General features: G+C 36.5%; 32 protein-coding genes. 23 read left to right on the top strand and 9 right to left on the bottom strand.

Features of this window, described 5'->3' with window-relative positions:
- Positions 1-3: 3 nt before the first annotated feature.
- The 10 genes from MHI22_RS05210 (at position 4) to MHI22_RS05165 (ending at position 5,543) form a co-directional block, all read left to right on the top strand.
- Positions 4-408 carry a DUF2634 domain-containing protein gene (locus tag MHI22_RS05210; RefSeq protein ID WP_340811217.1) on the top strand — a complete coding sequence of 135 codons (405 nt, stop codon included), beginning with the start codon at positions 4-6 and terminating at the stop codon, positions 406-408.
- Positions 408-1,493: a baseplate J/gp47 family protein gene (locus tag MHI22_RS05205; protein WP_340811216.1), complete on the top strand. Its 1,086-nt coding sequence runs from the start codon at positions 408-410 to the stop codon at positions 1,491-1,493. The genes MHI22_RS05210 and MHI22_RS05205 overlap by 1 nt, the downstream gene beginning before the upstream one ends.
- The gene (locus MHI22_RS05200) at positions 1,486-2,034 is read left to right on the top strand and encodes a putative phage tail protein (protein ID WP_340811215.1); all 549 of its coding nucleotides are present in this window, start codon (positions 1,486-1,488) and stop codon (positions 2,032-2,034) included. Before MHI22_RS05205 ends, MHI22_RS05200 begins: the two co-directional genes overlap by 8 nt.
- Complete coding sequence (locus MHI22_RS05195; protein WP_340811214.1) at positions 2,034-3,035, top strand: hypothetical protein; 1,002 nt, start codon at positions 2,034-2,036, stop codon at positions 3,033-3,035. Before MHI22_RS05200 ends, MHI22_RS05195 begins: the two co-directional genes overlap by 1 nt.
- Before the next feature lie 16 nt (positions 3,036-3,051).
- Positions 3,052-3,342 carry a hypothetical protein gene (locus tag MHI22_RS05190; RefSeq protein WP_340811213.1) on the top strand — a complete coding sequence of 97 codons (291 nt, stop codon included), beginning with the start codon at positions 3,052-3,054 and terminating at the stop codon, positions 3,340-3,342.
- Between the two features lies 1 nt (position 3,343).
- On the top strand, positions 3,344-3,493 hold the full coding sequence (locus MHI22_RS05185) for a hypothetical protein (RefSeq protein WP_340811211.1): 150 nt from the start codon (positions 3,344-3,346) through the stop codon (positions 3,491-3,493).
- A gap of 129 nt (positions 3,494-3,622) precedes the next feature.
- Positions 3,623-4,030 (top strand): phage holin family protein, encoded by a 408-nt coding sequence (locus MHI22_RS05180; protein WP_031417102.1) that lies wholly within the window; start codon positions 3,623-3,625, stop codon positions 4,028-4,030.
- Positions 4,027-4,743 carry a peptidoglycan recognition protein family protein gene (locus tag MHI22_RS05175; RefSeq protein WP_445668836.1) on the top strand — a complete coding sequence of 239 codons (717 nt, stop codon included), beginning with the start codon at positions 4,027-4,029 and terminating at the stop codon, positions 4,741-4,743. The genes MHI22_RS05180 and MHI22_RS05175 overlap by 4 nt, the downstream gene beginning before the upstream one ends.
- A 145-nt stretch (positions 4,744-4,888) precedes the next feature.
- On the top strand, positions 4,889-5,206 hold the full coding sequence (locus tag MHI22_RS05170; RefSeq protein ID WP_340811210.1) for a YolD-like family protein: 318 nt from the start codon (positions 4,889-4,891) through the stop codon (positions 5,204-5,206).
- Positions 5,199-5,543, top strand: a complete 345-nt coding sequence (locus MHI22_RS05165; protein WP_340811209.1) for an aconitate hydratase — start codon at positions 5,199-5,201, stop codon at positions 5,541-5,543. Before MHI22_RS05170 ends, MHI22_RS05165 begins: the two co-directional genes overlap by 8 nt.
- Positions 5,544-5,567: 24 nt before the next feature.
- Here the strand turns inward: MHI22_RS05165 and MHI22_RS05160 are convergent, their stop codons facing one another.
- Both MHI22_RS05160 and MHI22_RS05155 read right to left on the bottom strand, forming a co-directional pair.
- Positions 5,568-5,753, bottom strand: coding sequence for a hypothetical protein (locus MHI22_RS05160; protein WP_340811207.1), 186 nt, complete (start codon positions 5,751-5,753; stop codon positions 5,568-5,570).
- A gap of 14 nt (positions 5,754-5,767) precedes the next feature.
- Positions 5,768-6,250, bottom strand: coding sequence for a hypothetical protein (locus tag MHI22_RS05155; protein WP_051891666.1), 483 nt, complete (start codon positions 6,248-6,250; stop codon positions 5,768-5,770).
- Positions 6,251-6,458: 208 nt separating this feature from the next.
- Here MHI22_RS05155 and MHI22_RS05150 point away from each other — a divergent pair, with 208 nt between their 5' ends.
- From MHI22_RS05150 to MHI22_RS05120, 7 genes are all read left to right on the top strand, one after another.
- Complete coding sequence (locus MHI22_RS05150; RefSeq protein WP_340811205.1) at positions 6,459-7,319, top strand: ParM/StbA family protein; 861 nt, start codon at positions 6,459-6,461, stop codon at positions 7,317-7,319.
- Positions 7,316-7,579, top strand: coding sequence for a hypothetical protein (locus tag MHI22_RS05145; RefSeq protein WP_340811204.1), 264 nt, complete (start codon positions 7,316-7,318; stop codon positions 7,577-7,579). Before MHI22_RS05150 ends, MHI22_RS05145 begins: the two co-directional genes overlap by 4 nt.
- A 643-nt stretch (positions 7,580-8,222) precedes the next feature.
- The gene (locus MHI22_RS05140; protein WP_340811203.1) at positions 8,223-8,555 is read left to right on the top strand and encodes a hypothetical protein; all 333 of its coding nucleotides are present in this window, start codon (positions 8,223-8,225) and stop codon (positions 8,553-8,555) included.
- 649 nt (positions 8,556-9,204) lie between these two features.
- Positions 9,205-9,384 carry a hypothetical protein gene (locus tag MHI22_RS05135; RefSeq protein ID WP_340811202.1) on the top strand — a complete coding sequence of 60 codons (180 nt, stop codon included), beginning with the start codon at positions 9,205-9,207 and terminating at the stop codon, positions 9,382-9,384.
- Complete coding sequence (locus MHI22_RS05130) at positions 9,374-9,559, top strand: hypothetical protein (protein ID WP_058843670.1); 186 nt, start codon at positions 9,374-9,376, stop codon at positions 9,557-9,559. Before MHI22_RS05135 ends, MHI22_RS05130 begins: the two co-directional genes overlap by 11 nt.
- A 237-nt stretch (positions 9,560-9,796) precedes the next feature.
- Entirely contained in the window at positions 9,797-10,078 is a 282-nt protein-coding gene (locus tag MHI22_RS05125; RefSeq protein ID WP_036117048.1) for a hypothetical protein, read from the top strand.
- 160 nt (positions 10,079-10,238) lie between these two features.
- A complete protein-coding gene (locus MHI22_RS05120; protein WP_036117046.1) occupies positions 10,239-10,796 on the top strand; it encodes a GNAT family N-acetyltransferase in 558 nt (185 codons plus the stop codon).
- A 201-nt stretch (positions 10,797-10,997) separates the two neighbouring features.
- On the opposite strand, the gene MHI22_RS05115 is transcribed toward MHI22_RS05120, so the two are convergent.
- A complete protein-coding gene (locus MHI22_RS05115; RefSeq protein ID WP_089932724.1) occupies positions 10,998-11,882 on the bottom strand; it encodes a LysR family transcriptional regulator in 885 nt (294 codons plus the stop codon).
- A gap of 129 nt (positions 11,883-12,011) precedes the next feature.
- On the opposite strand from MHI22_RS05115, the gene MHI22_RS05110 reads away from it, so the two are divergent.
- Together MHI22_RS05110 and MHI22_RS05105 are read left to right on the top strand one after the other, a co-directional pair.
- Entirely contained in the window at positions 12,012-13,025 is a 1,014-nt protein-coding gene (locus tag MHI22_RS05110) for an alpha/beta fold hydrolase (RefSeq protein ID WP_340811200.1), read from the top strand.
- Between the two features lie 680 nt (positions 13,026-13,705).
- Entirely contained in the window at positions 13,706-14,098 is a 393-nt protein-coding gene (locus tag MHI22_RS05105; RefSeq protein ID WP_036117034.1) for a RidA family protein, read from the top strand.
- A gap of 54 nt (positions 14,099-14,152) precedes the next feature.
- Here MHI22_RS05105 and MHI22_RS05100 read toward each other — a convergent pair whose 3' ends face one another.
- Entirely contained in the window at positions 14,153-14,398 is a 246-nt protein-coding gene (locus MHI22_RS05100) for a hypothetical protein (RefSeq protein ID WP_036117032.1), read from the bottom strand.
- A gap of 840 nt (positions 14,399-15,238) precedes the next feature.
- On the opposite strand from MHI22_RS05100, the gene MHI22_RS05095 reads away from it, so the two are divergent.
- The gene (locus tag MHI22_RS05095) at positions 15,239-16,093 is read left to right on the top strand and encodes a hypothetical protein (RefSeq protein ID WP_058843676.1); all 855 of its coding nucleotides are present in this window, start codon (positions 15,239-15,241) and stop codon (positions 16,091-16,093) included.
- Between the two features lie 148 nt (positions 16,094-16,241).
- On the opposite strand, the gene MHI22_RS05090 is transcribed toward MHI22_RS05095, so the two are convergent.
- The 3 genes from MHI22_RS05090 to MHI22_RS05080 form a co-directional block, all read right to left on the bottom strand.
- Complete coding sequence (locus MHI22_RS05090) at positions 16,242-17,105, bottom strand: PhzF family phenazine biosynthesis protein (protein WP_340811199.1); 864 nt, start codon at positions 17,103-17,105, stop codon at positions 16,242-16,244.
- Positions 17,106-17,546: 441 nt separating this feature from the next.
- Complete coding sequence (locus MHI22_RS05085; RefSeq protein ID WP_340811198.1) at positions 17,547-18,587, bottom strand: DUF418 domain-containing protein; 1,041 nt, start codon at positions 18,585-18,587, stop codon at positions 17,547-17,549.
- A 97-nt stretch (positions 18,588-18,684) separates the two neighbouring features.
- Positions 18,685-19,626: a helix-turn-helix transcriptional regulator gene (locus MHI22_RS05080; RefSeq protein WP_340811196.1), complete on the bottom strand. Its 942-nt coding sequence runs from the start codon at positions 19,624-19,626 to the stop codon at positions 18,685-18,687.
- Between the two features lie 100 nt (positions 19,627-19,726).
- On the opposite strand from MHI22_RS05080, the gene MHI22_RS05075 reads away from it, so the two are divergent.
- Positions 19,727-20,257, top strand: a complete 531-nt coding sequence (locus MHI22_RS05075) for a dihydrofolate reductase family protein (RefSeq protein ID WP_340811195.1) — start codon at positions 19,727-19,729, stop codon at positions 20,255-20,257.
- A 175-nt stretch (positions 20,258-20,432) separates the two neighbouring features.
- Complete coding sequence (locus MHI22_RS05070; protein WP_338651274.1) at positions 20,433-20,954, top strand: AAA family ATPase; 522 nt, start codon at positions 20,433-20,435, stop codon at positions 20,952-20,954.
- Between the two features lie 30 nt (positions 20,955-20,984).
- On the opposite strand, the gene ku is transcribed toward MHI22_RS05070, so the two are convergent.
- Positions 20,985-21,806 carry a non-homologous end joining protein Ku gene (gene ku / locus MHI22_RS05065; RefSeq protein ID WP_340811193.1) on the bottom strand — a complete coding sequence of 274 codons (822 nt, stop codon included), beginning with the start codon at positions 21,804-21,806 and terminating at the stop codon, positions 20,985-20,987.
- A gap of 107 nt (positions 21,807-21,913) precedes the next feature.
- Between ku and MHI22_RS05060 the strand changes: the two genes are divergently transcribed.
- The gene (locus MHI22_RS05060) at positions 21,914-23,731 is read left to right on the top strand and encodes a DNA ligase D (RefSeq protein WP_340811192.1); all 1,818 of its coding nucleotides are present in this window, start codon (positions 21,914-21,916) and stop codon (positions 23,729-23,731) included.
- Between the two features lie 236 nt (positions 23,732-23,967).
- Here the strand turns inward: MHI22_RS05060 and MHI22_RS05055 are convergent, their stop codons facing one another.
- Positions 23,968-24,930 carry an MBL fold metallo-hydrolase gene (locus tag MHI22_RS05055; protein WP_340811191.1) on the bottom strand — a complete coding sequence of 321 codons (963 nt, stop codon included), beginning with the start codon at positions 24,928-24,930 and terminating at the stop codon, positions 23,968-23,970.
- Between the last annotated feature and the right edge of the window lie 122 nt (positions 24,931-25,052).

The following is a 25,052-nucleotide window of genomic DNA, read 5'->3' as shown; positions in this document are numbered from 1 at the left end:
GATATGTTGCCGGAAGTCGAAAATGATGGTTTATTAATAGACTTTGAGGAAGTTGTTGAACCCTCTAATACTTTCAAAATAAATAACGAATTAGATCGCTGTTATGGCACCGTTGATGAACTAGAGGCCATGAAACAAGCGATTTTTTTAATGCTCAATATCGAACGATACAATCATCTAATTTACAGTTGGAACACAGGCTTTGAAACTAATGATTTAATTGGTCAACCAACAGTATATGTTGCTAGCGAAGTAAAACGACGCATCCGAGAGGCTTTACTACAGGATGATCGCATTACGGAAGTAGATACTTTTGAAGTAACAACAAATAAAAATAAAGTGCATGTTCAATACACAGCACATACCATATTTGGTGAAATCACAGCAGAGAAAGAGGTGGATTATTGATGGCAGTAGCCTTTGAATTAAATACTTCCTATGAGGATTTATTAGTTCAGAAACTATCCAATGTACCAACGCAGGATAAACGAGAGACATCGTTGATTTATCAGGCAACAGCAGCCAATACAGCTGAGACAGCTCAAATACTTTTTACATTGCTGAACTATGAAAATCAAATGTTCGCAGATACTGCCCCTCGTGAAAACCTAGTAAGACGTGCTGCTGAGCGAGGGCTTAGCCCAACACCTGCAACGAAAGCTATTCGAAAAGGAGTATTCAATATTGATGTTCCTATAGGTGCTCGTTTTTCACAGGAAGAATACAACTATGTAGCCCTCGAGAAAATAGAAAACGGTATTTTCAAGTTAGAATGTGAAACGGTAGGCGAGGTCGGGAATTTCGAGACAGGGCAGCTTATACCAATTGATTACATTACAGGTCTTGAAACAGCACAGTTAACGGATTTGTTAATTCCAGGAGAAAATGAGGAAGATACGGAGGCTTTTAGATCACGCTATTTCAATAGTTTTGAAAGTGTTTCATTTGGTGGAAATCGAGCTGACTACAAAGAACGTGTGGGTAATATACCTGGTGTTGGAGGTGCGCGCATCTACCGGGCTAAATATGGTGGTGGCACTGTTGGTGTTACGATCATTGACTCAACGTATTCGAAGCCGTCCACAGCTTTAGTAGAGTTGGTACAGCAGTTAATAGATCCATTAGATAGTCAAGGGGATGGAGTAGGACTTGCTCCTATAGACCACGTCGTCACAATCTCGGCTGTTAACGAAACTGTAGTGAATATAGCTACAACATTAACCTTACAATCAGGATGGTCCTTCGGGGATGTGGAAAATGCTATTAAAGAAGTAATCGATGGATACTTTAAAGAAATTGCGGAACAATGGGCAAAGGCAATTACAAAACAAGAAGATAATACAGGGTTAATCGTTCGTATTAGCCAAATTGAAACACGTATTCTTGGCATTGATGGAGTCATCGACATAGCCAACACAACATTAAGTGGCACAGCAAGCAATCTTGAGTTAGATAAAGAGGCTATACCTAAAAGGGGGACTGTAAGTGGCTAGAGAAGTAGATATTTTAAGCTATTTACCCCCTATCCTGCACGAAATAAAAGAGCTGCAAAGAATTGCATCACTTGAAAATCCATCGTTAGAGCGAGTATGGGAACTAACTGAATCATTGTTAAATAATCAATTCATCTTAACTCTTGATGAACGTGGTGCCAATCGTTATGAGAAAATGCTTGGTTTGGTTGCAGGTGAATCAGAAACACTTGAGACACGTCGTTTCCGCATTCTATCAAGGTATCAAGAGCAAGCGCCATATAGTTATCCTGTCCTTAAACAGCTACTTGATAGCTTGCTAGGAGAGGGGAAATATGAGCTTACTCGAAGTACATCTGAAAAGTGGGTCCGAGTAAAGTTAGAGTTAACAGTGTCTCGCCAGTTTGAAATTGTTGAGGTTTTACTTGAAAGGGTGACGCCTCAAAATATGATGTTGTATGTAGAAGTCAGATACAACCAACACAGCACATTGGCGCGATTTACACATGCTCAACTGGCTGCCTATACACATAAACAACTAAGAGAGGAAGTGTTACCATAATGCCTACTGAGACTGACAATTATGGGTTTACAAAGGACAATGAAGATGAATTTTATAATGTAAATACTGTTAATGCAAATCTAGATAAGATTGATACAGAAATGAAACGTATTGAAGATTCAATGCCAACTATTACCCCGGCGGATTCAGTTAAATGGCTTGGAACTGTCGCAGGGACAGCGAACGCATTAACGGTTACACATGCAGCGATAACAAGTTATAGTGATGGCCTAGGTGTATCTTTTCCAGTTAACTCAAATAGTACCGCAGCGATGACATTAAATATTAATGGCTTAGGTGCTATTCCTATTAAGAAAGCTAATGGCACAGCGTTTAGTAATGCAAAGGCTAACGGAGTATATACAGTTCGTTATCGTGCAGGGTCTTTTATCTTACAGGGTGAAGGGGGGGCAGGAAACGCACAACCTAGCGATGTGCTAACAGGCAAAACATTCACTAATGATAATGGTGAACAAGTAGGAACGATGATAAAGGGTGCTTATATCAAAAGTTGGCAATGGGGACAATTTAGTCTGACTATTGATGAATTATCGAAAACCATAAACATTAATGCGGTGAATAGAAATAAAGCTATTATCCGAGTAATGTTTACTACAAGTGAAGGGACTACGGCGAGTTCTTTCGTAACCGGTTCTTTTCTTACTGATAGTAGCATTAGCTTTATTCGTAGAGACAAGGGCTATCAAGGAGACAGTTTTTTAAATGTCATATATGAAGTTTATGAGTTTGACGATAGTATCAAATTACAATGGGGCGGAACCTCTATTCTAAATAGTAATCTACAAAGTATAACTTTAAGTTCTACGCCTAATCTGAATAAGTGTTTATTGTTTTATCATTTTCAGGATAATTCTAATGAAGGCGGTACACGTTCGATGGTACACAGTTGGCGAAATGGTAATCAACTAAACTTCGCTAGGGGTAGAATATCTAATCATTACGCTACAACTATCTATTGGTGGTTAGTAGAGTTCCCATAAAAGGAGGAAATATAAAATGTTTTTCTATGCTGAAATAAACGAACAAAATATTTGTACAGGGGTAAAAGCTGTACCAGAGGAAATGCATCTAGATAACCATATTCCAATTGAGACTATGGATTTTGATTATATGTGGAAGAAGTATGAAAATGGGCAGTGGTCGACAGAAAAGTTTTTACCGGATGCCGGAGCCATTCAGTTAACACGAATGGAACAGTTAGAAAAAAGAAATGCAGAACTCGAAAAATCACAAGCCGATCAAGATGAACTGCTAATGCAATTAATGCTATCAACAGGAGGTAATTAATTTGAGTCTTGTATACAATCTATTCTTACGTAATTGGTGTAATTGCAGAGCAACCGAGGAACAAATTGATTTAGCTGTTACAAAAGAGTTAATAACCGAAGAAGAGGCAATCAAAATAAAAGCGACTGAACAGAAAAACGAAAACAAGTAGACGCAGCATAAGCTAGCGTTATTTTTTATGCTATGAGAGCAACCGAGATGGGCAACGGTACATAGTACTGAATCTCGATGCTTCTCATGGCTTTTTATTTTCACTAAAAAGGGCAAAGGACGTGGATAAATGGAACAATCATTTAAATTTTTACTTAGCACAGTAGGCGGAGTGGTGTCGTGGCTTGTAGGCGGTTGGGGGCTATTAATGACGGTACTTTTAATACTTAATGCAATCGATTTTCTATCAGGTATGGCTGCTAACTGGGGAACAATTAGTAGCAAACGTGGCTATCAAGGCATCATTAAAAAAGGCATGATGTGGGTTTGGATTGTAGTAGCTAATTTAATTTATTTAGTACTGCAAGACCAAGGCTTTTCAATTGGGCAAATTATTCCTGATGCCGTGGTATTGATGTTCATCTTAAACGAATTGGTGAGCTTAGGGGAAAATTCAGCCAAACTAGGAGTGGACATGCCTGCACCAGTAAAAAAAGCTTTAGAAATCTTCAATTCGAAGGAGGAAAAAGTGAAATGACGTATGCATTCAAGCAATCATTTTTACCTTCAAGCAAGTATTCAATCAAGGCGCCATATACAATGGTACCTCAATATATCACTGTACACAATACAGCCAATGATGCTACTGCAGCTAACGAAATTTCATACATGATTGGCAATAACAATCAGGTGTCTTACCATGTTGCTGTGGATGATAAAGAAATAATACAGGCAATACCATTTAACCGTAGTGCCTGGCATTGTGGTGATGGTGGAGGTGACAAAGATCCGAACGCACTAAAGAAAGGTAATCGCCTTTCTTTTGGTATAGAAATTTGTTATAGCAAAAGTGGTGGTGTTCGGTATGGAGTGGCTGAAGAAAATGCTGTCCAATATATTGCAGAGCTTTTAAAACAATTTGGATGGGGTATTGACCGAGTGAAGAAGCATCAAGATTGGAACGGTAAATATTGCCCTCACCGAATCTTAAGTGAAGATCGTTGGAGTAGTTTCTTAAAACGAATTGAAGAAGCAATGAAACCAAAAGAATCCGATAAACCAACAGAAAAAGAAGATGACACAATGAAATTCACAAACGAGACAACTAAAGCTGCTGTACGTGATTACCTCAAACAAGCAGTAGATAAAAAGCTTGTTGATAAGTCACACTTGGAAAAATTCGATGCTGGTACGTTAACTGGCGGAGATTTTGAAGGTTTGAAAATTATCATTGCACAACGTAGCATTTAACAACAATCGCCCGTTACCCAATCGGTAATGGGCTTTTTTATTTCCAGATATTACACTTGATAAAACACAAACATTTGTTCTAAAATAATACAAACGAACGTTCTGTTAATGGAGTGTGATTTGTATGTTACATGACCGCGGAAACATGAAGTGGACAGCTATGATGCTACCAGAGCATCTTGTAGAGATTAAGAAGTGGAAAGAGGAACAATTTTACGATAAAAAGCGTGAGTTGACGGAATGGGAGCTTGAAGAAATCGAGCAAACCATCCAGCGAGCGTTTAAACTTAGGAAGTTAGTTAAATTAACACTATGGGAACACAATAAGCTACATGACAAGGTAGGGTTAATAACAGGCGCTGATACGTATAAAAAGGAGTTACTATTAGATACAGAGTTTTCAATAAAACGAATTTCATTCGATCTAATACAAAAAGCATCATTGGTTGACGAGGATGATTAATCCGGAACAGCGTCAATTATTACACAAATTCTTATTATTAGAATTAGCCGTGAAATCATTGCAGATTGATTATCCGCAAGTAGAACAATTTAAAATGAAAGAAGTATTTCTTCCAATCATGGATTCCTTATTAAAGACATTGCGTCATGAGTATTTTGAACTCAAAAGACAACTAGGGCAACAACGTATCCGAGTAGTAGGTTGGACTAATGTAGATGAATATTTCAGTGACGTACAGGTTGCTACAGCAGGGGATGATGTAGTTCTTCGATATGCTAATCAAGCACTTAAAACCAAGGTGGAAAAATTGATAAATGAACATCTAAAAAACGGTTAGGGCTCAGACAAGAGCCCTAAATTGTTAAACTTCTAATTCATCGTGTTCTTTCTTTTTAGGTACTACCTTCATCACCACAGTAATTGCCTCGTCAAATGATTCACCAAACATAAACTTCACAGTTTTAACCACTCGCTCTACCTTTTCGGCAATCCACACGACTATGATCCCACTGCTAAATGTATAACCAACAAAGTCAATTATGTCCACAAGTCATCTCCTTTTTATAATTTTAGTAACCGATAAATCTGCCGTATCTTAACCTGATCTAAGTGTAAAAGATAAGTTGATAAGTACCATTGCATGAACTTCCTATTACTCAGTGTCACACGAATAAGAACAGCAGCAGTGGTGGTTGGTGTTATATCTAGTGCAAAAGCTAATACACTCAATTGGTCGTAGTCTCTCTGTTTAAATTTGATCGTTACTTTACCTTTATCAGCATGAACGGTTATCTTTAATTTCGGTCTTTCTGGGTAACCTAACGTGATGGTGTTCTTCCAACGATAATCTCTCCGAAACCACTTTCTTATTTCTTCTACAATGATTTCTGACACAGCACCAGTATTACATAATCTTTCTGCTACATCTTTAACAGGTTCATCACAGATTTCAGCAAATCGATATAATGTGGTCTTGAGACTTTCTGAGATAGTGGGTTTCACATCAACTTTTTTATCTGAGCGAGTGATTCTCCTGTTCCCCATCGAAATTTCCCCTCCTCCCCATACCTTTTTGAACCTTATCCCTAGGAATTAATCCTAACCATAATTGATTCCTAGACTTAATGTAGGTATACGTGGTAGGGAAGTGTAAAAGAACCACAGTAAAAATATTTATTACAATTGTAATAATCAGAGTCTTTGAGTTATAAAATGTACTACATTTGTAATACAAAAACGAAAGGGGATTTTATTGAATAGAATAATTTTGGGAATCGATGCAGGGAATCACAAAGCGAAGGTAGTAGGACCATTTGGAGTCGATTCATTTAAAACGAATATCTGCGATTGGTTTGAGCGTGATGTTGAGGAGTCATTTGGTCCTGATGATATGGAGTTTGAGATAGGTGGTCGCAAAGGGTATGCTGGTACAATCGCGCAGTTTGAAGATGAATTCGGGGATGGTACCAGGTACGGAGATAGCAAGGCCCATGAAGATACTAAAATCAGAGTCTTACTAGCAATTCACCGTTATTTAAGCCGTTACTGTCCACACATTGAACAAGTAAGCTTTGTTACAGGCCAGCCGATTAAACGGCATAAGCAAGCTGAGAAGGAATCAATTATAGCCATGCTAAAAGGACAATATGAAATAAAGGTTAATGGGAAGATTAGAAAAGTCCTCATAGATCAAGTGGCCGTGGCTCCTGAAGGTAGTGGGGCTTTTTGGGCGCAACCAAGTGATGGAGTTATCAGAGTGATTGATATAGGAAGTGGAACTGTTAATGCTGCTACTATTATTGATAAGAGACATATTAATAAAGCCAGCACAACTTTTAATTTCGGGGTTGAGACTGTGGCTGATAAAGATGATGTCCAGAAGATAGCTCGGGGAATAATACGTAATACAACTAAGCTAAAGTGGAGTAAAAATGACAAGATACTTATTTGCGGAGGTATTACAGAAGGAATAACACCATATATAATAGAACATTACATTAATGCAGAAATCATTAATCCAACAATACAGCGTGGAAATGGGGTGACTACTTTACACCCTGTCTTTGCAAATGCAGTTGGATTTTATGCAATAGCAAAGGGGGCATTTGGGTGAGTAATGAAAGCAGGAAGAACAAACCTGTTAGTTTTAACATCAAAGATGAACACGACCTTGCACTATTAAATCATGCAGAACAAACAAACCCGTTGACTGGTAAACCGCGTAACTTCAGTAAGTATGTAAAAAGATTGATTGAGGAAGATATGAAACGGCCACTCAAAAGCGAAATAAGGATAGATCGAAATGAACCTATCATTAATGAAGAAGAAACGTACTCCATTGAAACTAAAGAGGCCATGAACAGTTTTATTTAAAATACTAAAAGTCACTCAACGTATTAATGTGTTGAGTGACTTTTGTTTTAAAAAAGGTTATTTAATTAAACATGTATATATTTTATAGCCATCGATTAATTTTTAATGAAAAATCAAATACTGAAGTATGGACATCGAGACATTACAACTTTTAGCTATTTATTATTTTGACCGGATCCGTACAAGATGTGTATTTTTAAAGATTTATTCTTATATGGAGGAGGAAGGGAATTTTGCTTTTTATGGACTATATAAATGTAAGAGAAGAATCGTGGTAAAAAAAGTAATATTGACACCTAATGGGAAATTAATTGGGGTCTTTTCACTTTGAAAACAAGAAAATTGTCGAACTGTGTAAGAACTGTACAAATATTTTTTGATTGGGTGCTAAACCCATTTAAAAACAATGTTGACAGTGCTACCATAAAAGTAACAGGCGAAAGAAGAACTTTTGTTCTGAAATCTGTAACGGAGATGATAAATATAAAAAGAGGAAAAATAAAAAAACACACCTCAAGCTGGAACTTGAGATGTGGAAAATTACGAGTGACATTCACTTTCATTCACTCACTAACCAAAATTAATTATAACCAAAAACAATTGTGATTAAAAGTGAATGTCCTCATTTAACGGAGGGTAAAATATGGAAAAAACAAAAGAAGTTGATTTTAATGAAATTATAGATGAACGTATACATAAAGTTGCATTTGGTAAATGTGTTAATGACCCTGAGTACCAATCCGCTCATTCAAAGACAATCGCTCTAATGGATAGATTGAGGGAAGTATTGTCTCATGAAGAACAAAGGAATTTATTAAATGAATTGGAAAGTGCATTGTATATAGTTGAGTCGATTTTTTTAGAATATGCTTACCATCAAGGTCTAGAAGATAGCCAAATAATTTATAAAGTAATGAACGTACTTGAAATTAATGTTGCAATGAAAAGAAAAAATGAATTAAGTAACCCGTGTTAATTAAAAAAAATCACTCCCTAAATGAGTAGTGATTTTTATACACCTGCCATATAATAGTAATTGCTAACTAATAAAGTGGGGTACAATCTCTTAAAAACGGTAGTACCCCACTTTTACCCCAATTGAATTACTTTAATAAACCCTTATTACTAACATCGATTTGAGGATATATTCGAGAATTACTTCAAACCTGCCATACTCCAAAATTAAAGAACCTTAATTAAAAACCTGGCATTTATGAGCACAGTATTTTTAGGTAAGCCTAGAAATGCTTACCTATCAAGGGTTATGAGGTGTAACTTATGATTGTACCTCAAAGTTGAAGATTAAAGTGATTTATCCGAATTGAACTTAACCTTTACGAATAGTTCTCTTAAAGAAGGTTTTCATGAATTTATGCCATAGACTTTTGTTAACTTACAAAGCTTTCATCTTAGGATGGAGGCTTTTTATATGGAAATATATCCTATGTCATTTTAAATGGTCAAATCAAGTGAAAATAGGGGTAGATTAATGGGAAGTGTAGAAAATGAAGTATTCGTGATAAAGTAATGTTGTACTAAAGTATCTGTTGCATCTTTAAAGTTGTTCTTGCGATTATGAGTGATAATGGTGTAATATAGCTTCAACAAATAACCCGAGCTTTGACATGAAAAAATTTAAAACGTTTATTGATAAAGCATTTAAATGGCCAGATATACGTCAAAAAATAATAGAACTTCATCAGATGCCCGAGGATTTTGCAGTTCCACATAATTCCCCTGAATTTAACTATTTTAAAGTTATTATTCAAGTTATAAACAAAAAGGACGGATGTAATGAAATATAATAAAACAACAATGCTAAAGCTTATCAATGAACATCGAGCGTTGCATGATGAATTAAAAAAGCTAAAATCTGAAATGGGTTTAGAGAAAAACTTCGCAGTAAAGGCATTGTATCATTCATTTGTTGCAGAGGAAGGTCCTTACATGAAAGAATACCAGGATTTAGAGCGATTATAATAAATCATAGTACCACTAACAAGTGGTTGGGAAAATAAGGGGAGATCCTTAGTTTAATTTAGTGGAGCATCATTCAAATAAGGAATGATGCTCTTTAATTTTAGAAAGAGATATTAAGTGTGTCAGAGAGAGCTTCCTTTGCTTTTTTTAGAGATTAGGCATCAAAAATGTTTTAATTTGCTATTCATAACCATATAATACTATTAAAGCTATTATTAGTATGAATGGAGGAATTAAATGGAAATAAAAACACAAAATAAATTTATTGATTTAGTGAAAAATACCATTAGTAATAACGGACAAACTATCGGAAAGCGTCTTGAAGATAAGCACAAAGGCTTTGAGAGCGGCTGGAAGGTTGATGGAAATGAAGTTGTGTTTTGGGTTAGTCCTACACTAAGTCTTAGTGATTATACAGGAAGCTTAATGAATGAATTTAGTTTCACTATAGCTTTTGACGAAGAAACAGATAAATTTATTGTATCTGGCAATAGTGCTAAGTCTCGAACTTTGTTATAAATAATCAATTATTGAGTCACATCCAATAGATGTGGCTTTTGTTTTTGTAATGATAAAAAGAGTTGCATGTACAAATTGAATAGTTATGATAATTTTCTGAATATAATGTGTTACTATTTATTTATGAATAATGCTAATGATGGTGAAAAAAGGAGTTATGATGAGTATAAATTTCGAATTTAAAGATTTTCCTAAATTGGAAACGGAACGCTTCATCTTACGAAAAGGTATAGTTGATGATTGCAAAGATATTTTTGCACTTTATTCTGATGAAAAAGTGGTCAAGTATTTGCCATTAACATTATTTGCTTCAGTTGATGATGCATTACATGAATTAAACTGGTATGATAAAATTTTCAAAGAACAAACTGGCTTAAGATGGGTAATTGAAGAAGCTAAGACCAAAAAAGTGATTGGCACTTGTGGTTATTTGAATTATGAAAAAGAACATAACCGCATAGAAATTGGCTATGATTTAAACCCTGAACATTGGGGAAAGGGTATTATGCAAGAGGCTTTAAGTAAGATCATACATTTTGCTTTTACGTCGATGGCAATAAATAAAATTGAAGCGAAAATAGAGCCAGAAAACAATTCATCTATAAGATTGTTGGAAAAATTAAATTTTAGTCAAGAGGGTGTTTTGAGACAACACGAACTTGAAAAAGGGAAGTATGTTGATCTTGCCATTTTTTCAATATTGAAAAGTGAATATTAAGAGATTTAGGAAGAAGTCATGTCCCGTAATGGGAGGTGGCTTTTTCTATTGCTTTGAACATAGCCTCAAGCAGCCTTAATTTGATGTTGTAGTCACATTTTTTAAGTCCGTTGTGCACTAATTTGAGTCTGTTTCCTTTCTTTAGAAAAAGGTCGATTCAGTATCATTAACTTCTGAATCCGCCCCTTCCTCCTAAGAATATTACTGTAGTAAATTTCTTGCTAAATCTGTAAAGGCTTTTATCGATGGAGAAATCCATTTTTCTTGATGCCACAACATTTGAGTGGCAAATTGTATTTCAGATAAATCCCAAGGTAGAGGGATCAGCTCACCTCGCTCCATTTCTCCCTTTAGCGCCATTTTTGGTAATAAGGCAATACCGAGTCCCGCCATTGTACATTGTTTAATGGCTTCTACACTATTAAACTCAAGTTCGGTCAAGCTGTCTGCCCCATTCTTTACCAAAGTACGATAAAAGAAAGTCCGATAAGAGCAACCTTTTTCACTTAATAGAATATGCTCTCTATTAAAATCTTCTATGCTTAATGTAGCACGAGAAGCTAATGGATGGTCGGGGGAAACGACCATAAGAAACGGTTCGTCCAATAAAATTTCTGTATGAAGATCTGATGATACGATCGGTTCATCTAGCATAAAGACCACATCAACATCTCCTTCTCTTAGACTTTGTTTCAAATTTTGACCAGACAAAGGCTTAAAAAGCAGACGAACATGGGGATATTGTTGACGATAATCTCTGAGTAATGCTGGTAAACGGTATGTACAGAGTACTTCGTCTGCACCAATGATAATTGTGCCAGTTAATTCTCCGTTCTGACTGGAGACACAACGGGCTTCCTCTATATCGTTTAATATTTTGGTAGCATAGGGCAATAACTGGTGGCCAGCATCTGTTAATACGACACTCTTGCCCAAGCGATCCAATAACCTGACGCCCAATTCTTCTTCTAACGCCTTGATTTGCATGGTTACAGTAGACGGAACATAGTTCAACACTTCGGCAGTGCGACTAAAACTGCGAGTGGAAGCAAGCGTCCAAAATGTTTTAAGCTGACGGATTTCCATTGATACAGCACCTCTTAATTCAAAAAAAATGAACGTTATATTCAAAAACGTTTCGTTGATTTGATGGTAACAGTATCGTAGAGTAAAAATCAAGCTACGCGCAAAATTTTATAAAAGGGGATTTGAATTATGAAAGATTACGAAATTTATTCACTTGGAGATGTCTTGCTACAATCGGGACAAAAATTGCCTCAAGCTTTTCTTGCTTATAAAACCTATGGAACTTTAAATACTGCAAAATCAAATGTGATTGTTTATCCTACTTGGTTTGCTGGCCAGCATACGGATAATGAGTGGTTGATTGGTTCTGGCAAAGCACTTGATCCAGACAAATATTTTATAATCGTGCCTAATATGTTTGGGAATGGATTATCCTCCTCTCCAAGCAATACACAGGCTCCTATGGATAAAGGTAATTTTCCACTTGTAACGATCTATGATAATGTTCGGTTACAACATCGACTCATAACTGAAAAATTTGGTATTAAGAAAATTGCTCTAGTCGTTGGATGGTCACTCGGTGCGCTGCAAACCTTTCAATGGGGAAGAAGTTATCCTGAGATGGTCGAACGGATTGCACCGTTTGGCGGAACAGCAAAGACCAGACCACATGCACAAGTTGTTTTTGAGAGCCTTATCACAGCATTGCAAGCAGACGCCAACTGGAAGCGAGGCTTCTACACTAATCAGCCTACAGCAGGACTTGCTGCGATGGGACGTGCCTATGCGCCATGGGGATTTTCTCAAGCCTACTATTTAGAACAGCTCTATCAAGAAGAAGGGTACACAACATTAAAGGCATATTTAGAAGATTATTGGGATAAAGTGTTTCTTTCCTTTGATGCAAACGACTTGATTGCCATGCTACGAACAGGTATTAACGGAGATATAAGTGCTAATCCTCAAGACAACAGAAATTTTGAAAAAGCGTTAAACTGTATCACTGCTCAAGCCCTTGTTATGCCAGGGTTGACCGATCTTTTTTTTCCGCCAGAGGATAATACTTATGAAGTAAAGCACATGCCTAATGCAGTTTATCGACCAATCGAATCTAAGTGGGGACATTGCTTCGGAATTGGACAAAACGAACAGGATTCTCTTGAGATAGACAACCAATTGAAACAGTTTTTACAATTGGTATAGCAAATTTATGTATGGAGTAAAAGTGAATTTTTATTTGGCATTCATATTGCGAAGAGGGCTAAACGTATAAAATCAATTCACCTTTAATAGAACCTAATTCGAAAAACACCCTCCAAAAAAGAAGTGACTATCTATGCCTATCCAGTAATAGGTAAGTTAAAAATTAAATGAAGTGCAGTATAGAACCATTATGGCATTTATGAATATAACAATTTTAGATAGTCTGTTCAGAATTTGTTGAGGATGCTATGCTATTTTAGTAATGAACACGCATAGGAACAAAAAAACTAGGTGCTTCGATTAGGAGAGCCTAGTTTTTTAAGATGAGAAGAGTCACTTGGGATGGTGTGACCCTGGTAACAAATTCGGAGGTGTAAGGCTAATTTCGCTTTACACTATTATTTATATGCTGTATTCGTTATGGTTATATAGTTAATTGCCTGAGAAATAATAATAAAGAAACTCATAAATCGTCTCTACGCTTCCTTGATTAGCTAGGATAGAAATGGTAAAGTGAAAATAACTTTAGGGAACAGGAGGAGAATTTACATGAAAAAAAGATCTATTCGTTTTTTAAGCATGGGTATAGGGTTCTCCACGGCTGTTTTTTTCTAAAATCGTTGAACAAGGGATAAGTTTGCCCTTTTTTAGAAAAATAAGAACCTAAAGGAGTATGGAAGATGACAGTAAAAATAGTGCGTAAAAATCCAATGCAGGTGCCTTACCCAGTCGGAAAATATAGCCATGTAACAATCATCCCGAAAGATGCAACAATGTATGCATTTTCAGGACAAATAGGTATTGGTCAAGATGATCAATTGCCTCAAGGATTCGAGGAACAAATAACCAATACATTTAATAATATAGAAACGATTTTAGCAGCTGAGGAATTGGATGCTAGTCATGTAGTCAAGGCTAACATTTGGGCAACAGAGGAGATTGATTGGGCTTATTTCGATCAGCAATGGGAAGCCATGTTTGGTGATTCCTATCCCTCTATGACTGTTGCTTATGTTACGGCTTTAGGGCTACCAGATATTAAAATAGAGATTGATCTTTGGGCTGCTAAATAGCCTAAAAACGACAATATCCAAAAGATATTGTCGTTTTTTGGTATAAATACTGTTCTAACGTAACATCCTTTTTAATTGCTTCAATTCATAATTTAATTCGTCAATTTGCTTTTGTAGTTTGTCAATATCATTGCTATTGCTTTCATTTTCCTTCAACTCATCCTCTAAAGCAAGACCAGCCGCAATAGTCGCTATTGCGTCACCGAGTGTTGTAATGGCTCCTGCAATGACCGCCAGCTTAGCTGCTTGGCTAACTGATTCGATCCCCTCGCTATTCCTATAGCCCTTGTTATTTTTCATAAAATCCTCCCTACAAAAAAGGGTATTATTTGCATTATATGTTTAGGATAAGTGACAGGTGAAGAATCATTTGGCATACATAGCCTAAAAGGTTACTGATGTTGGCAAAGAGGCAATAGAAAACCACCTACAACAATATAACACTGGGCTCGTTTTTTAGCTCTGATTGGAGTGGTTGTTGATTCTGCAAGCAAATAGGCGTATAAAATGCATTTTTTTAAAATGACAGGTTTTGAATAATAGTGGTGAGTGAAGGGCAACGGTTATTAACAAAGAGAAATTCACTGGAGCGAAAGCAGACCGACCACAATTAAATAAGCTGCTATCTAAAGCAGAGGAAGGTGAGAAGCTTGTTAGAACAAAACCCCTAACTTGATTTTCTTACAAAAAACTTTTGCAACAGGGGAGTCTCTTTATAGGGAACATCATTGATTTCATGAAGCCCTCCTATGTTTAGCACCAATAATCAAGTGGTTATTTAAAGAGGTGTTTTCCAGAAATTTTGCGATTTTTGGAGGCTTTTATTACATAGCTATTTCAAGGTAATTCAAAGAATAAATAATCATTTTACCTTATGGTAAAATATGATGTCAATAATAAATTTGTAATTTTTTTAAAAAATGTTATAATAGTCTTACAATTACTTTTTTAAAATCGTATTTCGAATTCAGATGTCCTTTTTTACAGATAGAATTTGGGTACGTTTTTTTAATATCCTTTTTTAAGCCGAAGAAAAAATCAAAACAGTTATGTGTGCTTTAAAGGAAGTTAGTTGAATAAAATGATTAATTTACTATCTAATAGTAACCGAGTTTTTATTCCTTAAGGAGGACTAGAATAATGAATCTAATCAATAAGAAAGTTACACACAAGCGTTTTGGCATAGGTAGTATAGTTAAGCATAATGATTCTAGTATTGAAATACATTTCGGATCGGAAAATAAAAGGTTTGTTTTCCCTGATGTATTTGGAAAGCACCTAAAAATACATGATAAAAGTGATGCTAAGTTACTTGAAGAAATTATACAAAAAAAGGAAATTGAGCGAAAAGAGGAAGAATGGAAGAAGGAAGAGGAAAAAATACTACAAAGAAAAAAACTGGTACTTCGTTTGGAACACGAAAAACTTATGCAAAACCATAAACTTCATCCTGCATCACAAATGGTTTTTTGGTGTGACACAGAAGAACAGGATAGTTCTTTTTCAGAGTGGAAAGTTTTTTCGGGCATATTAAAAAGTGGTAATAACAAAGGAAAGCCAAACAAACCGAGCCGTTTGCACCAAAATAGCGCTGTCCTCTTAACAGCAAAAGATTCCAGCATGCTTGAAAAAGACAGACGTATCTTAGGTGTCTATATGGTGAATGAAAACTTTGTCGGCAAGCTTTGTGAAGATGGATATATTCCAGCTCATTCAAAATACAGAATTCAACTTACAGAACAGGAATCGGATCAGCTGCTTTTCTGGCACTATTATATCAATGAAAAATTCCCTGAAAAAATGACATGGAATACAGGTAAATATCGTTATTTTGAAAATTTATGGATGGCTCAAATTTTGCTTGATATAGTTTCATTAAAAAGTGACACAAATGAACGAGAGCTGGCACAACAATTTTTTAAACATTTTTGCAAAATGAATCAAATAACAGCCCAAGAGTTACCAAAGCCTAATGGCGCATTAACGCGTATATAGATGTTAGTCCAAGGATTATAAGAGTGACGAACAACTATTTTTTTAGCGGTATATTTGATTGCATTTTACCAAGAAGAAAAGACAAAGCATCGAATAATCAGATACTTTGTCTACAGTCTGAGGTTGAGAAATTATTTTCTCAACCTTTTTATTTACACTCAATATTTTCTACATTTAAACACTTAGTTTCACAATAATAGCCTTTGCCGCCAACATAAACTTTTTCTATTTCATTCTTGCTATTGGTTGCTAATTTAACTAATATTTCGGAAGGTGAGTGTAAAGAATACCCTTGTTCAAATACATAGACTTCTTTTTGCAAGTAGTGCTTTTCATAAAGGTAGCAAGCTAATGCACCGTTTGAAGTTCCAGTCGCTGCTTCTTCATTGATGTCGTATAGTGGAGCAAAATTTCTGCATATAATTCGATTGTCATTAAAAGTATATAGATGCATCCCGACAACATTATAATACTTGCTGATTGTTTTAATTTTTTCAAAATTAGGTTGCAGTGCATGTAATCGTGTTTCGCTTTTTATAGGAATTAAAATATCTTTTAAGCCTGTGGAGACAATTTGAATTGGGTATTTATTGTCTATAGCTTTACTATCAATACAGTCGATGAACTCGTTTGGAGATACAATATCATAGAATTTCGGTTTGTTTTGTTCCATGAATATGATGTCATCTTTTATGGTAATAGTAAGGACACCGCTGTTCGTTTCAATCGTATAGCTATTCCTGAAAAGTTTATTTAAATGCATCAGTATCGCGAAAGAGCCAATTGTGGCATGACCACATAAATCAACTTCTTCTTTTGGTGTAAAATACTCAAATTTATAATCAGCAATTTCAGATTCTGATATAAATGCGGTTTCCGCATAGCCCAGTTGTTTGGCTATTGCCATTTTTTGAGTAGTGGTCAATGTATTCTCAATAAATACCACTCCTGCTTTATTTCCGCCTTTATGATCCTTGCTAAATGCACTTGCAACATAAACAGATATTTTCATAAGACACCCTTCTTTCCTCACTTATAGTAAATTGTAGCATAGAAAGCACTAGGTATAAATGATGTTGGATAAATTTGCTATAAAGCAAGAGACAAACTATTTTTAGCATCTGAACTCTCCAGAAATAGTTTATCTACAGTTTGAGTCACTAGATTTATTTTCTTTTGTTTCCTATAAAGTGTCCCAAATGTTTACTTTCGGTTCTTATAGCTATTTTATAAAAATAAAAAAACAGCGTCAGCACTGGGCTTACGCTGTTTTTAAATTAGTCACATCTGCATATTTCTGACCGTAATCGTATGTATGCAATAAGTGACCAAATAAAATGGGGATGTGTTTCTTGCTGAAGATATGAGCAAAGATGGAAAGCGAGTAGGGTACATTACCAATATATGACGTTTAATCCAATACTGATAGGTGTTTATCATTGACGATAAATAATTAGTGCCCTTTTTTGCTTTGGCGTAGGGGAGGGGCTGTCCAATAGGTGCACATTCGCCACAGCCATTCCATAGGACCAAAGCGGAAAAAATGTAACCATAGCTTGCTAAAGAGCAATTGACAAACATAAATACCTAGACAAATCCACAAAGACTCAATGTAACGAAGCTGTCCAATGAGCTGGAAGGCATGACCGATTACTAGAATAAGTGCGGTTTGCCCCAAGTAATTGGTTAAGGCCATTCGTCCATATGCCTTTAATGGTGATAACAGTTGTTGAAATAAAGAGTTTTGTAGTAATAGAATGATTGTCCCCATGTAAAATGCCGAAGCGAATGGGCTAAACTGTAATCCGATTAATGCAAATTGCTCGATATTTGTAATATGGACGTCTAGCTGATCCTTGGACAGCTGATCCATCGTATCGATTGCATCAGGGACATACTGCCATTGATAAATCCAGCTAGCAATACTTATACAGCCCATAACAATCGTTACTAGTATGATTTTATTTCGATGAATTGAGATATTTTCAAATAAGCGATATTGACCAGCAGTTAGACCTAGCAAAATAAGTGGAAAGGGCATCAAAATTTTAAGGCCCCAATAAGCAGTAATAGCTAATAGGATTAATCCAATGATTAGATTGAATTGTTTGCGTATTTTATAAAATGGCAAGGCTAAAAAGCCAAAAATGGCATAGACCGTTAAGGCTTCACCTGGTTGGAAATAGAAATGGACAATCCCCATAAGTAATAACATCAAAAGTCTGCGACTAAATAAGGAATAAGCTTTTTCATTTCTTGCAAGGGCACGAGAAATAAAAAGATAGAATCCTATACCAAATAAAAATGAAAAAATGATGAAAAATTTACCCTCTATAAAAAGAGTTAAAAAGCGACTATAGGCAATATCGCTCGTTAATGTAGGGGGTTCAATCCACATTAATGCGGGAATATTAACTAAAATAATGCCAAGTAGAGCGAATCCTCTTAAATAGTCTAATGTATCAATTCGTTTGTTGTTGTCGGTTGGTTGCAACGGTCATCTCCTCCTTCAAAGCCAAGTATAAGATAGTTTACTAAAAAGTAGTAACGATGAAGGTTACACGAATCTGACGAAATTGTCATCTAACAGATTAGCTTTCATTTGGCTCTGGATATATCTCTAATAGCTCGTGTGCATGCTGACGCAATAGTTGAATTAATGCTTGAGGTTCTTTGACAATCGCATGTGGACCGAGGCGAAAGAAAAGGGAGCTATTAAATTGAAGTTCACCTTGATCGATTATCGTATCAATATAGCCTGTACCATCACTAAGTAGGACAACAGCTTTTTCAAGATGTGGCTCACTTAGAACCCCTTCACTTGATAATTCTACATATAAGCGAATAGGATGTTGAGGTTCATAGGCACTTTCGAGCCATTGCTGCAAATTCATAGTCGTCTTATGGCTTTCATCGCTGGCTTCAATGGCATGGATACGATCAACACGAAAGAGTAAAATTTTTTCGTTTGATAATAGTAACGCAGGCATATACCATAAGCCATCATGAGCGTACACACCAATAGGCTGGACATGCTTTGAAGTGATACCAGACTTTGATTCATATTGGATATGCAATTGTGATTGCTTGATGATTGCCTCTAAAACGTCTGTTAAGAGTGGTGTTGTAATGGCCCTTTTAGGATTCCAAAAGGCCATATAGGATTGCAGCGTATCCACCTTTTTCTTGGCCTCCTTCTGTAAGGAATCATAAAGCTTTTGAGAAACAGACTTCATTTCGGTATTAAAAGGTAAGTCACGATAATAATGCAAAGATTGGAACGCAAAGAAAATAGAGACCGCTTCTTCCTCAGTAAATAAGATAGGGGGGAGAATCGCATTTGACAATACTGTATAGCCGCCATGTCTGCCCTGCTCCGCATAGATAGGTAGCCCCATGTCACTTAAATCTAAAAGGTAACGATGCACCGTTCGCACCGAAATATTGAATGTGTCGGCAATTTCCTGCGCTGTAAATTTCTTTTTAGCACTGACAAATAACAAAATATCAATTAATCGTTTGGCTTTGGACATATTTTTTCACCTTTTTATTTAATCATGCCAATAGTTGTCATGTTTTATATCTAGTATAGAGATTGTACAAGAGATTTTCAAAAGAACAGGAGTTGACGAGATGTCACGAGAAATAGTGGTATTTATCGGATTAAGTGTAGATGGATTTATTGCCAAGGAAAATGATGATTTACAGTGGCTTGAAGAAACAGAAGGGGAAGGAGATAATGGCTACTCCGATATGTATCAAACTATTGATACTGTTATTATGGGCAAACGAACATACGATTATATTTTAGCGCATAGCGATACGTTCCCATATCCTGATAAAAGGTGCTATGTGTTTACAACATCTCAATCTGGGAAAGATAAACATGTGACGTTTGTTCAAGAGGATGTTGTCGCATTTACTAAGCAATTAAAAGAACAACAAGGTGCAAAAATTTGGATGGTTGGTGGTGCGGGGATTCTAGACGCCTTTTTACAGGAACAGTTAATTGATGAATGGATTATTACCATTACTCCCCATTTGCTAGGTGCAGGGATATCTTTGTTTAAATTTCCACGTCCGTTCGAAAATTTAAGGCTACTGGAGACAAAGCGATATGGTCAAATGGTGCAAATGCATTATCAGGTGAGAAAAGAGGCTTAAATCGAGCCTCTTTATCCGAAGATGCGAGAATTTACATTCGACTGTATCAAATATGATGATAAAGTCTCTTTCTAAATGGAGGTAAGAAATAGGAACCTCCTCTTTACCATTGTTGAAATTATTGTATAATAAAGGGAATATTTCTACAAAGATACATAAGATGGGAGATGATTCGGTGACGATAGGATTTCCACAAAGAATACATATTATTGGATCTGTTGGCAGTGGGAAAACGACATTAGCGAGGGAATTATCTAAAACCTATCAGATTCCTTTTTATGAATTAGATAATGTGGCATGGATTCGAAAGGATTCAGGGGATATTAGGCGAACAGATGAAGAAAAAAAGGAGCACTTACAAAGCATTCTCCAAACGAACACTTGGATTATTGAAGGAATTCATCAAGAGGAGTGGGTTGTTGAAAGCTTCCAACAAGCTGATTGCATCATCTTTCTCAATACGCCTTATCCTATTCGTGTCTTCCGTATTATGAAGCGGTTTATGAAACAAAAAATCGGTATCGAAAAAGCCCATTATCAGCCAACATTTTCGATTTTCTTTAAAATGTTTCGTTGGAATAAACGCTTTGAGCAGAAGGGGAAACCTAAATTTTTTAAACAACAAAGCGATCTGTTAAATAAAATTTTAGTAGTTCAGCATAAAAAGGATTTGGATCACTTCCTTCAACAATTCTAAAGCGTATCCCGATAAAAGGATACGCTTTTTTTAAGCATTTTTCTTTGTGCGTGTAGTACGCTTTCTTGTAGCTGGCTTTTTTGTTTTATCTAAGGAAGCCTGTAGTGCTGTCATTAAATCTGTGACATTATCAGGAATTGGACGTTGTTTATCACTGGTCGCTATCGTATTCGTACCTTTCTTTTCCTCGATTAATTCTAGTAAAGCATTGCGGTAATCGTCCGTATATTTTTCAGGGTTGAATGTAGTCGTCAATTGGTCTACCAGCAATAGAGCTGTTTCAAGCTCCTTTGGTACAACATCCTGTTCACTTGGAATATTTGGAACATCCCCAACACTTCTCACTTCATCTGGATAGTGAATGGTTTCCATCACGAGGGCATTTTGATAGACGCGCACGATGGCAAGCTGTTCCTTAGATCGAATAATAATTTTAGCAATGCCAATTTTTCCTGATTGCTCTAATGTTTTACGTAATAAAGAATAGGCTTTAGCTCCGGTTGCATCAGGAGAGAGGAAATAAGTGCGCTCAAAATAAATGGGGTCAATTTCAGTTAATTGCACAAAATCAATAATTTCCACAGCTTTATCTTCATTTTCCTTACGCAAGTTTTCTAAATCCTCTTGATCCAACACGACAAATTTATTTTTGGCATATTCATAAGCTTTGACGATCTCTTCATCTTTTACTTCTTGGTTACAGCCCTCGCAAACCTTTTTGTAGCTAATCGGCGTATGGCACTCCTTGTGAAGCTGTCGCAATTTAACATCTTTATTTTCAGTAGCGGCATGTAGTTTCACAGGGATATTAACCAGTCCAAAGGAAATACTGCCTTTCCACACTGTATGCATTGTTTGTCACCTCGTTTTTCTTACTATGATATATTTTGATGCTTTTTATGTATCTTAAATTGAAATCATCAAACACTGAAAATAAAAAGCAAAGTAGGTATGGTGAAATGAAACCAATGCTTTTAACGGAAACAAATGATATTCCTAGTGGCAGTGAATGGTTATTTGAAACGAAATATGACGGTTTTCGCTGTATATTAGTTTGGGATGAAGAGCCGCTGCTCATTAGCCGTAATGGTCGAAATTTAAACCACTTGTTTCCTGAAATTTTGGCTTTTTGTCAGCAAATACATGCGTCCATTCAAGCATTTTTACCACTAACCTTAGATGGGGAGTTAGTTTATTTACGCAATCAATACAAAAGCGAATTTGCCATTGTTCAAAAAAGAGGGAGAATGCAAAATCAAGATGCCATTGAGACACATGCAAAAGCTTTTCCTTTTCGCTATCTTGTGTTTGACGTGCTAGTTTTCAAAGGGGTGTCACTGCAAAACCGCTATTTAAAAACACGTAAAGAGCAATTGTCCAAGCTTGCAACAAGATTAAAACTGCCAAGCGTCGACTATGAGGATCCAAGGTCTATACAAATGATCCAAGGTGATGAGGACAGAGAGAATGTATGGCAGGCCATCAAGGTTTACAATGGTGAGGGCATGGTGGCGAAGAAGAAAACAAGTAAATGGCTGGATAACACCCGTTCTAGTCATTGGTTAAAAATTAAAAATTGGCGTTATGTGACGGTCATAGTAACGCAGTATGATCAGGTCAATGGCTATTTTCATGGCTCAATTTATGATGGGGGACAAGTACGAGAAGTCGTTACATTTAAGCATGGCATGGCTGAAGAAGAACAGCAAACACTTGTCGCATTCTTTCAGGCAAATGGGCAGCGCCATAAAGGACTATGGCAGTTAGAGCCCTCTATTTGTGTCGATATCGCATGTATAGATTTCGACGGCAGTAAGCTTCGAGAGCCTAGATTTCATGCTTTTCGATTAGAGCTATCACCAGAAGATTGTCAATGGCAGCATATGCAGCGGCAGCTTTTTCCAATCCCCGAATCAGTACCCATTACCCATCCAGAGAAACCAGTGTGGCCTGCAATGGGTATAACAAAGGATTATTATTTATCCTATTTACAAAGCATCGCGCCCTATTTATTACCTTTTCTAAAGGATCGTCCACTAACATTAATACGATTTCCACATGGTGTTCCAGGAGAAAGCTTTTATCAAAAAAGTAGACCAGAAAAACTGCCTGATTTTGTGGCAACGACGGCGATGGATCATATTGATACTATAATATGTAACAATATGGAAACCCTTTTGTGGTTAGGAAATCAACTGGCTGTAGAGCTGCACATTCCATTTCAGACACAGCATTCCATTTATCCAACAGAAATTGTTTTCGATTTGGATCCTCCCTCAGCACAGCATTTTTCATTAGCTATTACAGGTGCACTTGATTTAAAGGACATTATTGACTTTTTTAATCTACAATCTTTTGTCAAAACATCGGGCGGGAAAGGCTTACAGCTTTATATTCCATTACCCGAAAATACTTTTAGCTATGAAGAGGTGCGTGTGTTTACTGAATTTGTTTGTCGTTTTTTATGTCAGCAAAAACCGAATTTATATACAATGGAGCGTTTAAAAAAGAATCGTCATGAAAAATTATATTTAGATTATTTACAGCATGCTGAGGGTAAAACCATTATTGCTCCCTATTCCACTCGTGGCAATGTACAGGGCTTAGTCGCAACACCTCTGCATTGGGGGGAAGTTCATGAGAGTCTATCACCAGAGTTCTTCACGATTCCTGCTGTCATGGAACGTATGAAAAAAGGGAGTAACCCCTTTCAATCATTTCGTGAGGTGGGGGAGCAACAGGATTTTCAAGCTGCTTTGGATCGTTTAAAAGAATGATTCCTTTTCAAATTTATCTAGGTGAATACATGGCCCTTCTAAACCTAGTAAAAAGAATAAGCAAGCATCAGCTAGTAGGAAAAAAGCAATCCTACTGAAAAACAGGCTAGTTTTGACTACATTAGCAGCAGTCCCCTTTATAGGGATGCAAGTGGAGAAGCTAAGCGTTTCGCAAGTTTCCTTGTGGCCCCGAAAAGAGGTGTCTCCAAAATCACTAGAGACACCTCTTTTTACTGTTAGCGTGACGCCTGGGTATTTACTTTTTCTAAGTAGTCCAGTATGCCCATTGATGACACAATCGTATCGAACGGGATTGTTTGATAGACTGGATGATCTGTGGGAATGTCGTTTTCCTGTAAATAGCTGAATAAAAGAGCCTTTAAGCGATCATCTAGATAGCGAACTTGCTGCTGGAAGTCGCTTGATGTTGCTTGTGCGTTTCTACCCTCTGCTAGAAAGAGAGGCGTCCAATAGCGCACCTGACGATAAGCCTCTGTTGGATTTTTATACGCACCGTAATGGCCGAAATATAGTTCACTTGCATGGAGCTTTTCATACAATTGAAGAGATAGCTCCATTGTTTCTGGGTCGTACTGGTTTGGAGAAGTCGACGGAATGATTAAATCAATCGCTTCACCATCCATTTCTGGGTAACGAACGCCTGTTGTATCCCCGACAAACAAGCCATTTGTAGCAGAATAAAGCATTGAAACATGATGTTTAGCATGACCTTCTGTATGAAAGAACGTTAAATGATGTTGTCCTAAAGATAGACGCTGTTCATGGCTAACCTCAATAATTCGCGTAGCATCGATAGGCACAATTGGATCAAAGAGTTTATCAAATTCAGCACCATAAACGCTCTTTGCACTGGAAATAAGGCGACTTGGATCAATCATGTGAGCCGACCCTCGTGGATGGACTACTAATTTGGCATTAGGACAGCTTTGTAAAAATAAACCTGCGCCGCCAGCATGATCTAAATGGATATGTGTCACGATTACATAGTGAATATCCTCTAATGCAATATTTAATTCCTTTAATCCTGCCATAATATAAGGAACGGAAGGGCTTGCAGAAGTTTCGATCAAGGCAATTTTTTCATCCATTAATAAATAGGAGCTCGTTCGCTGCACACGATTTAAATCATGTGTGTCAATACAATAGAAATTTGGTGCGATTTGTTGGACATTAGTCAAATGTATTTCCCCCTTTTATTTCAAAAATGACTAAAATATGCTTTCGAATGCAATATTTAGCTACAAAAAGTAGTAGTTATACTATATAATAATAGAAAATTAAACTGAATGTCCATTCATTT

The sequence above is a fragment of the Lysinibacillus sp. FSL L8-0312 genome, assembly GCF_038003285.1.
GTDB classification, from domain to species: Bacteria; Bacillota; Bacilli; order Bacillales_A; family Planococcaceae; genus Lysinibacillus; species Lysinibacillus fusiformis_D.
This window is presented reverse-complemented; position numbering and strand designations above follow the sequence as displayed.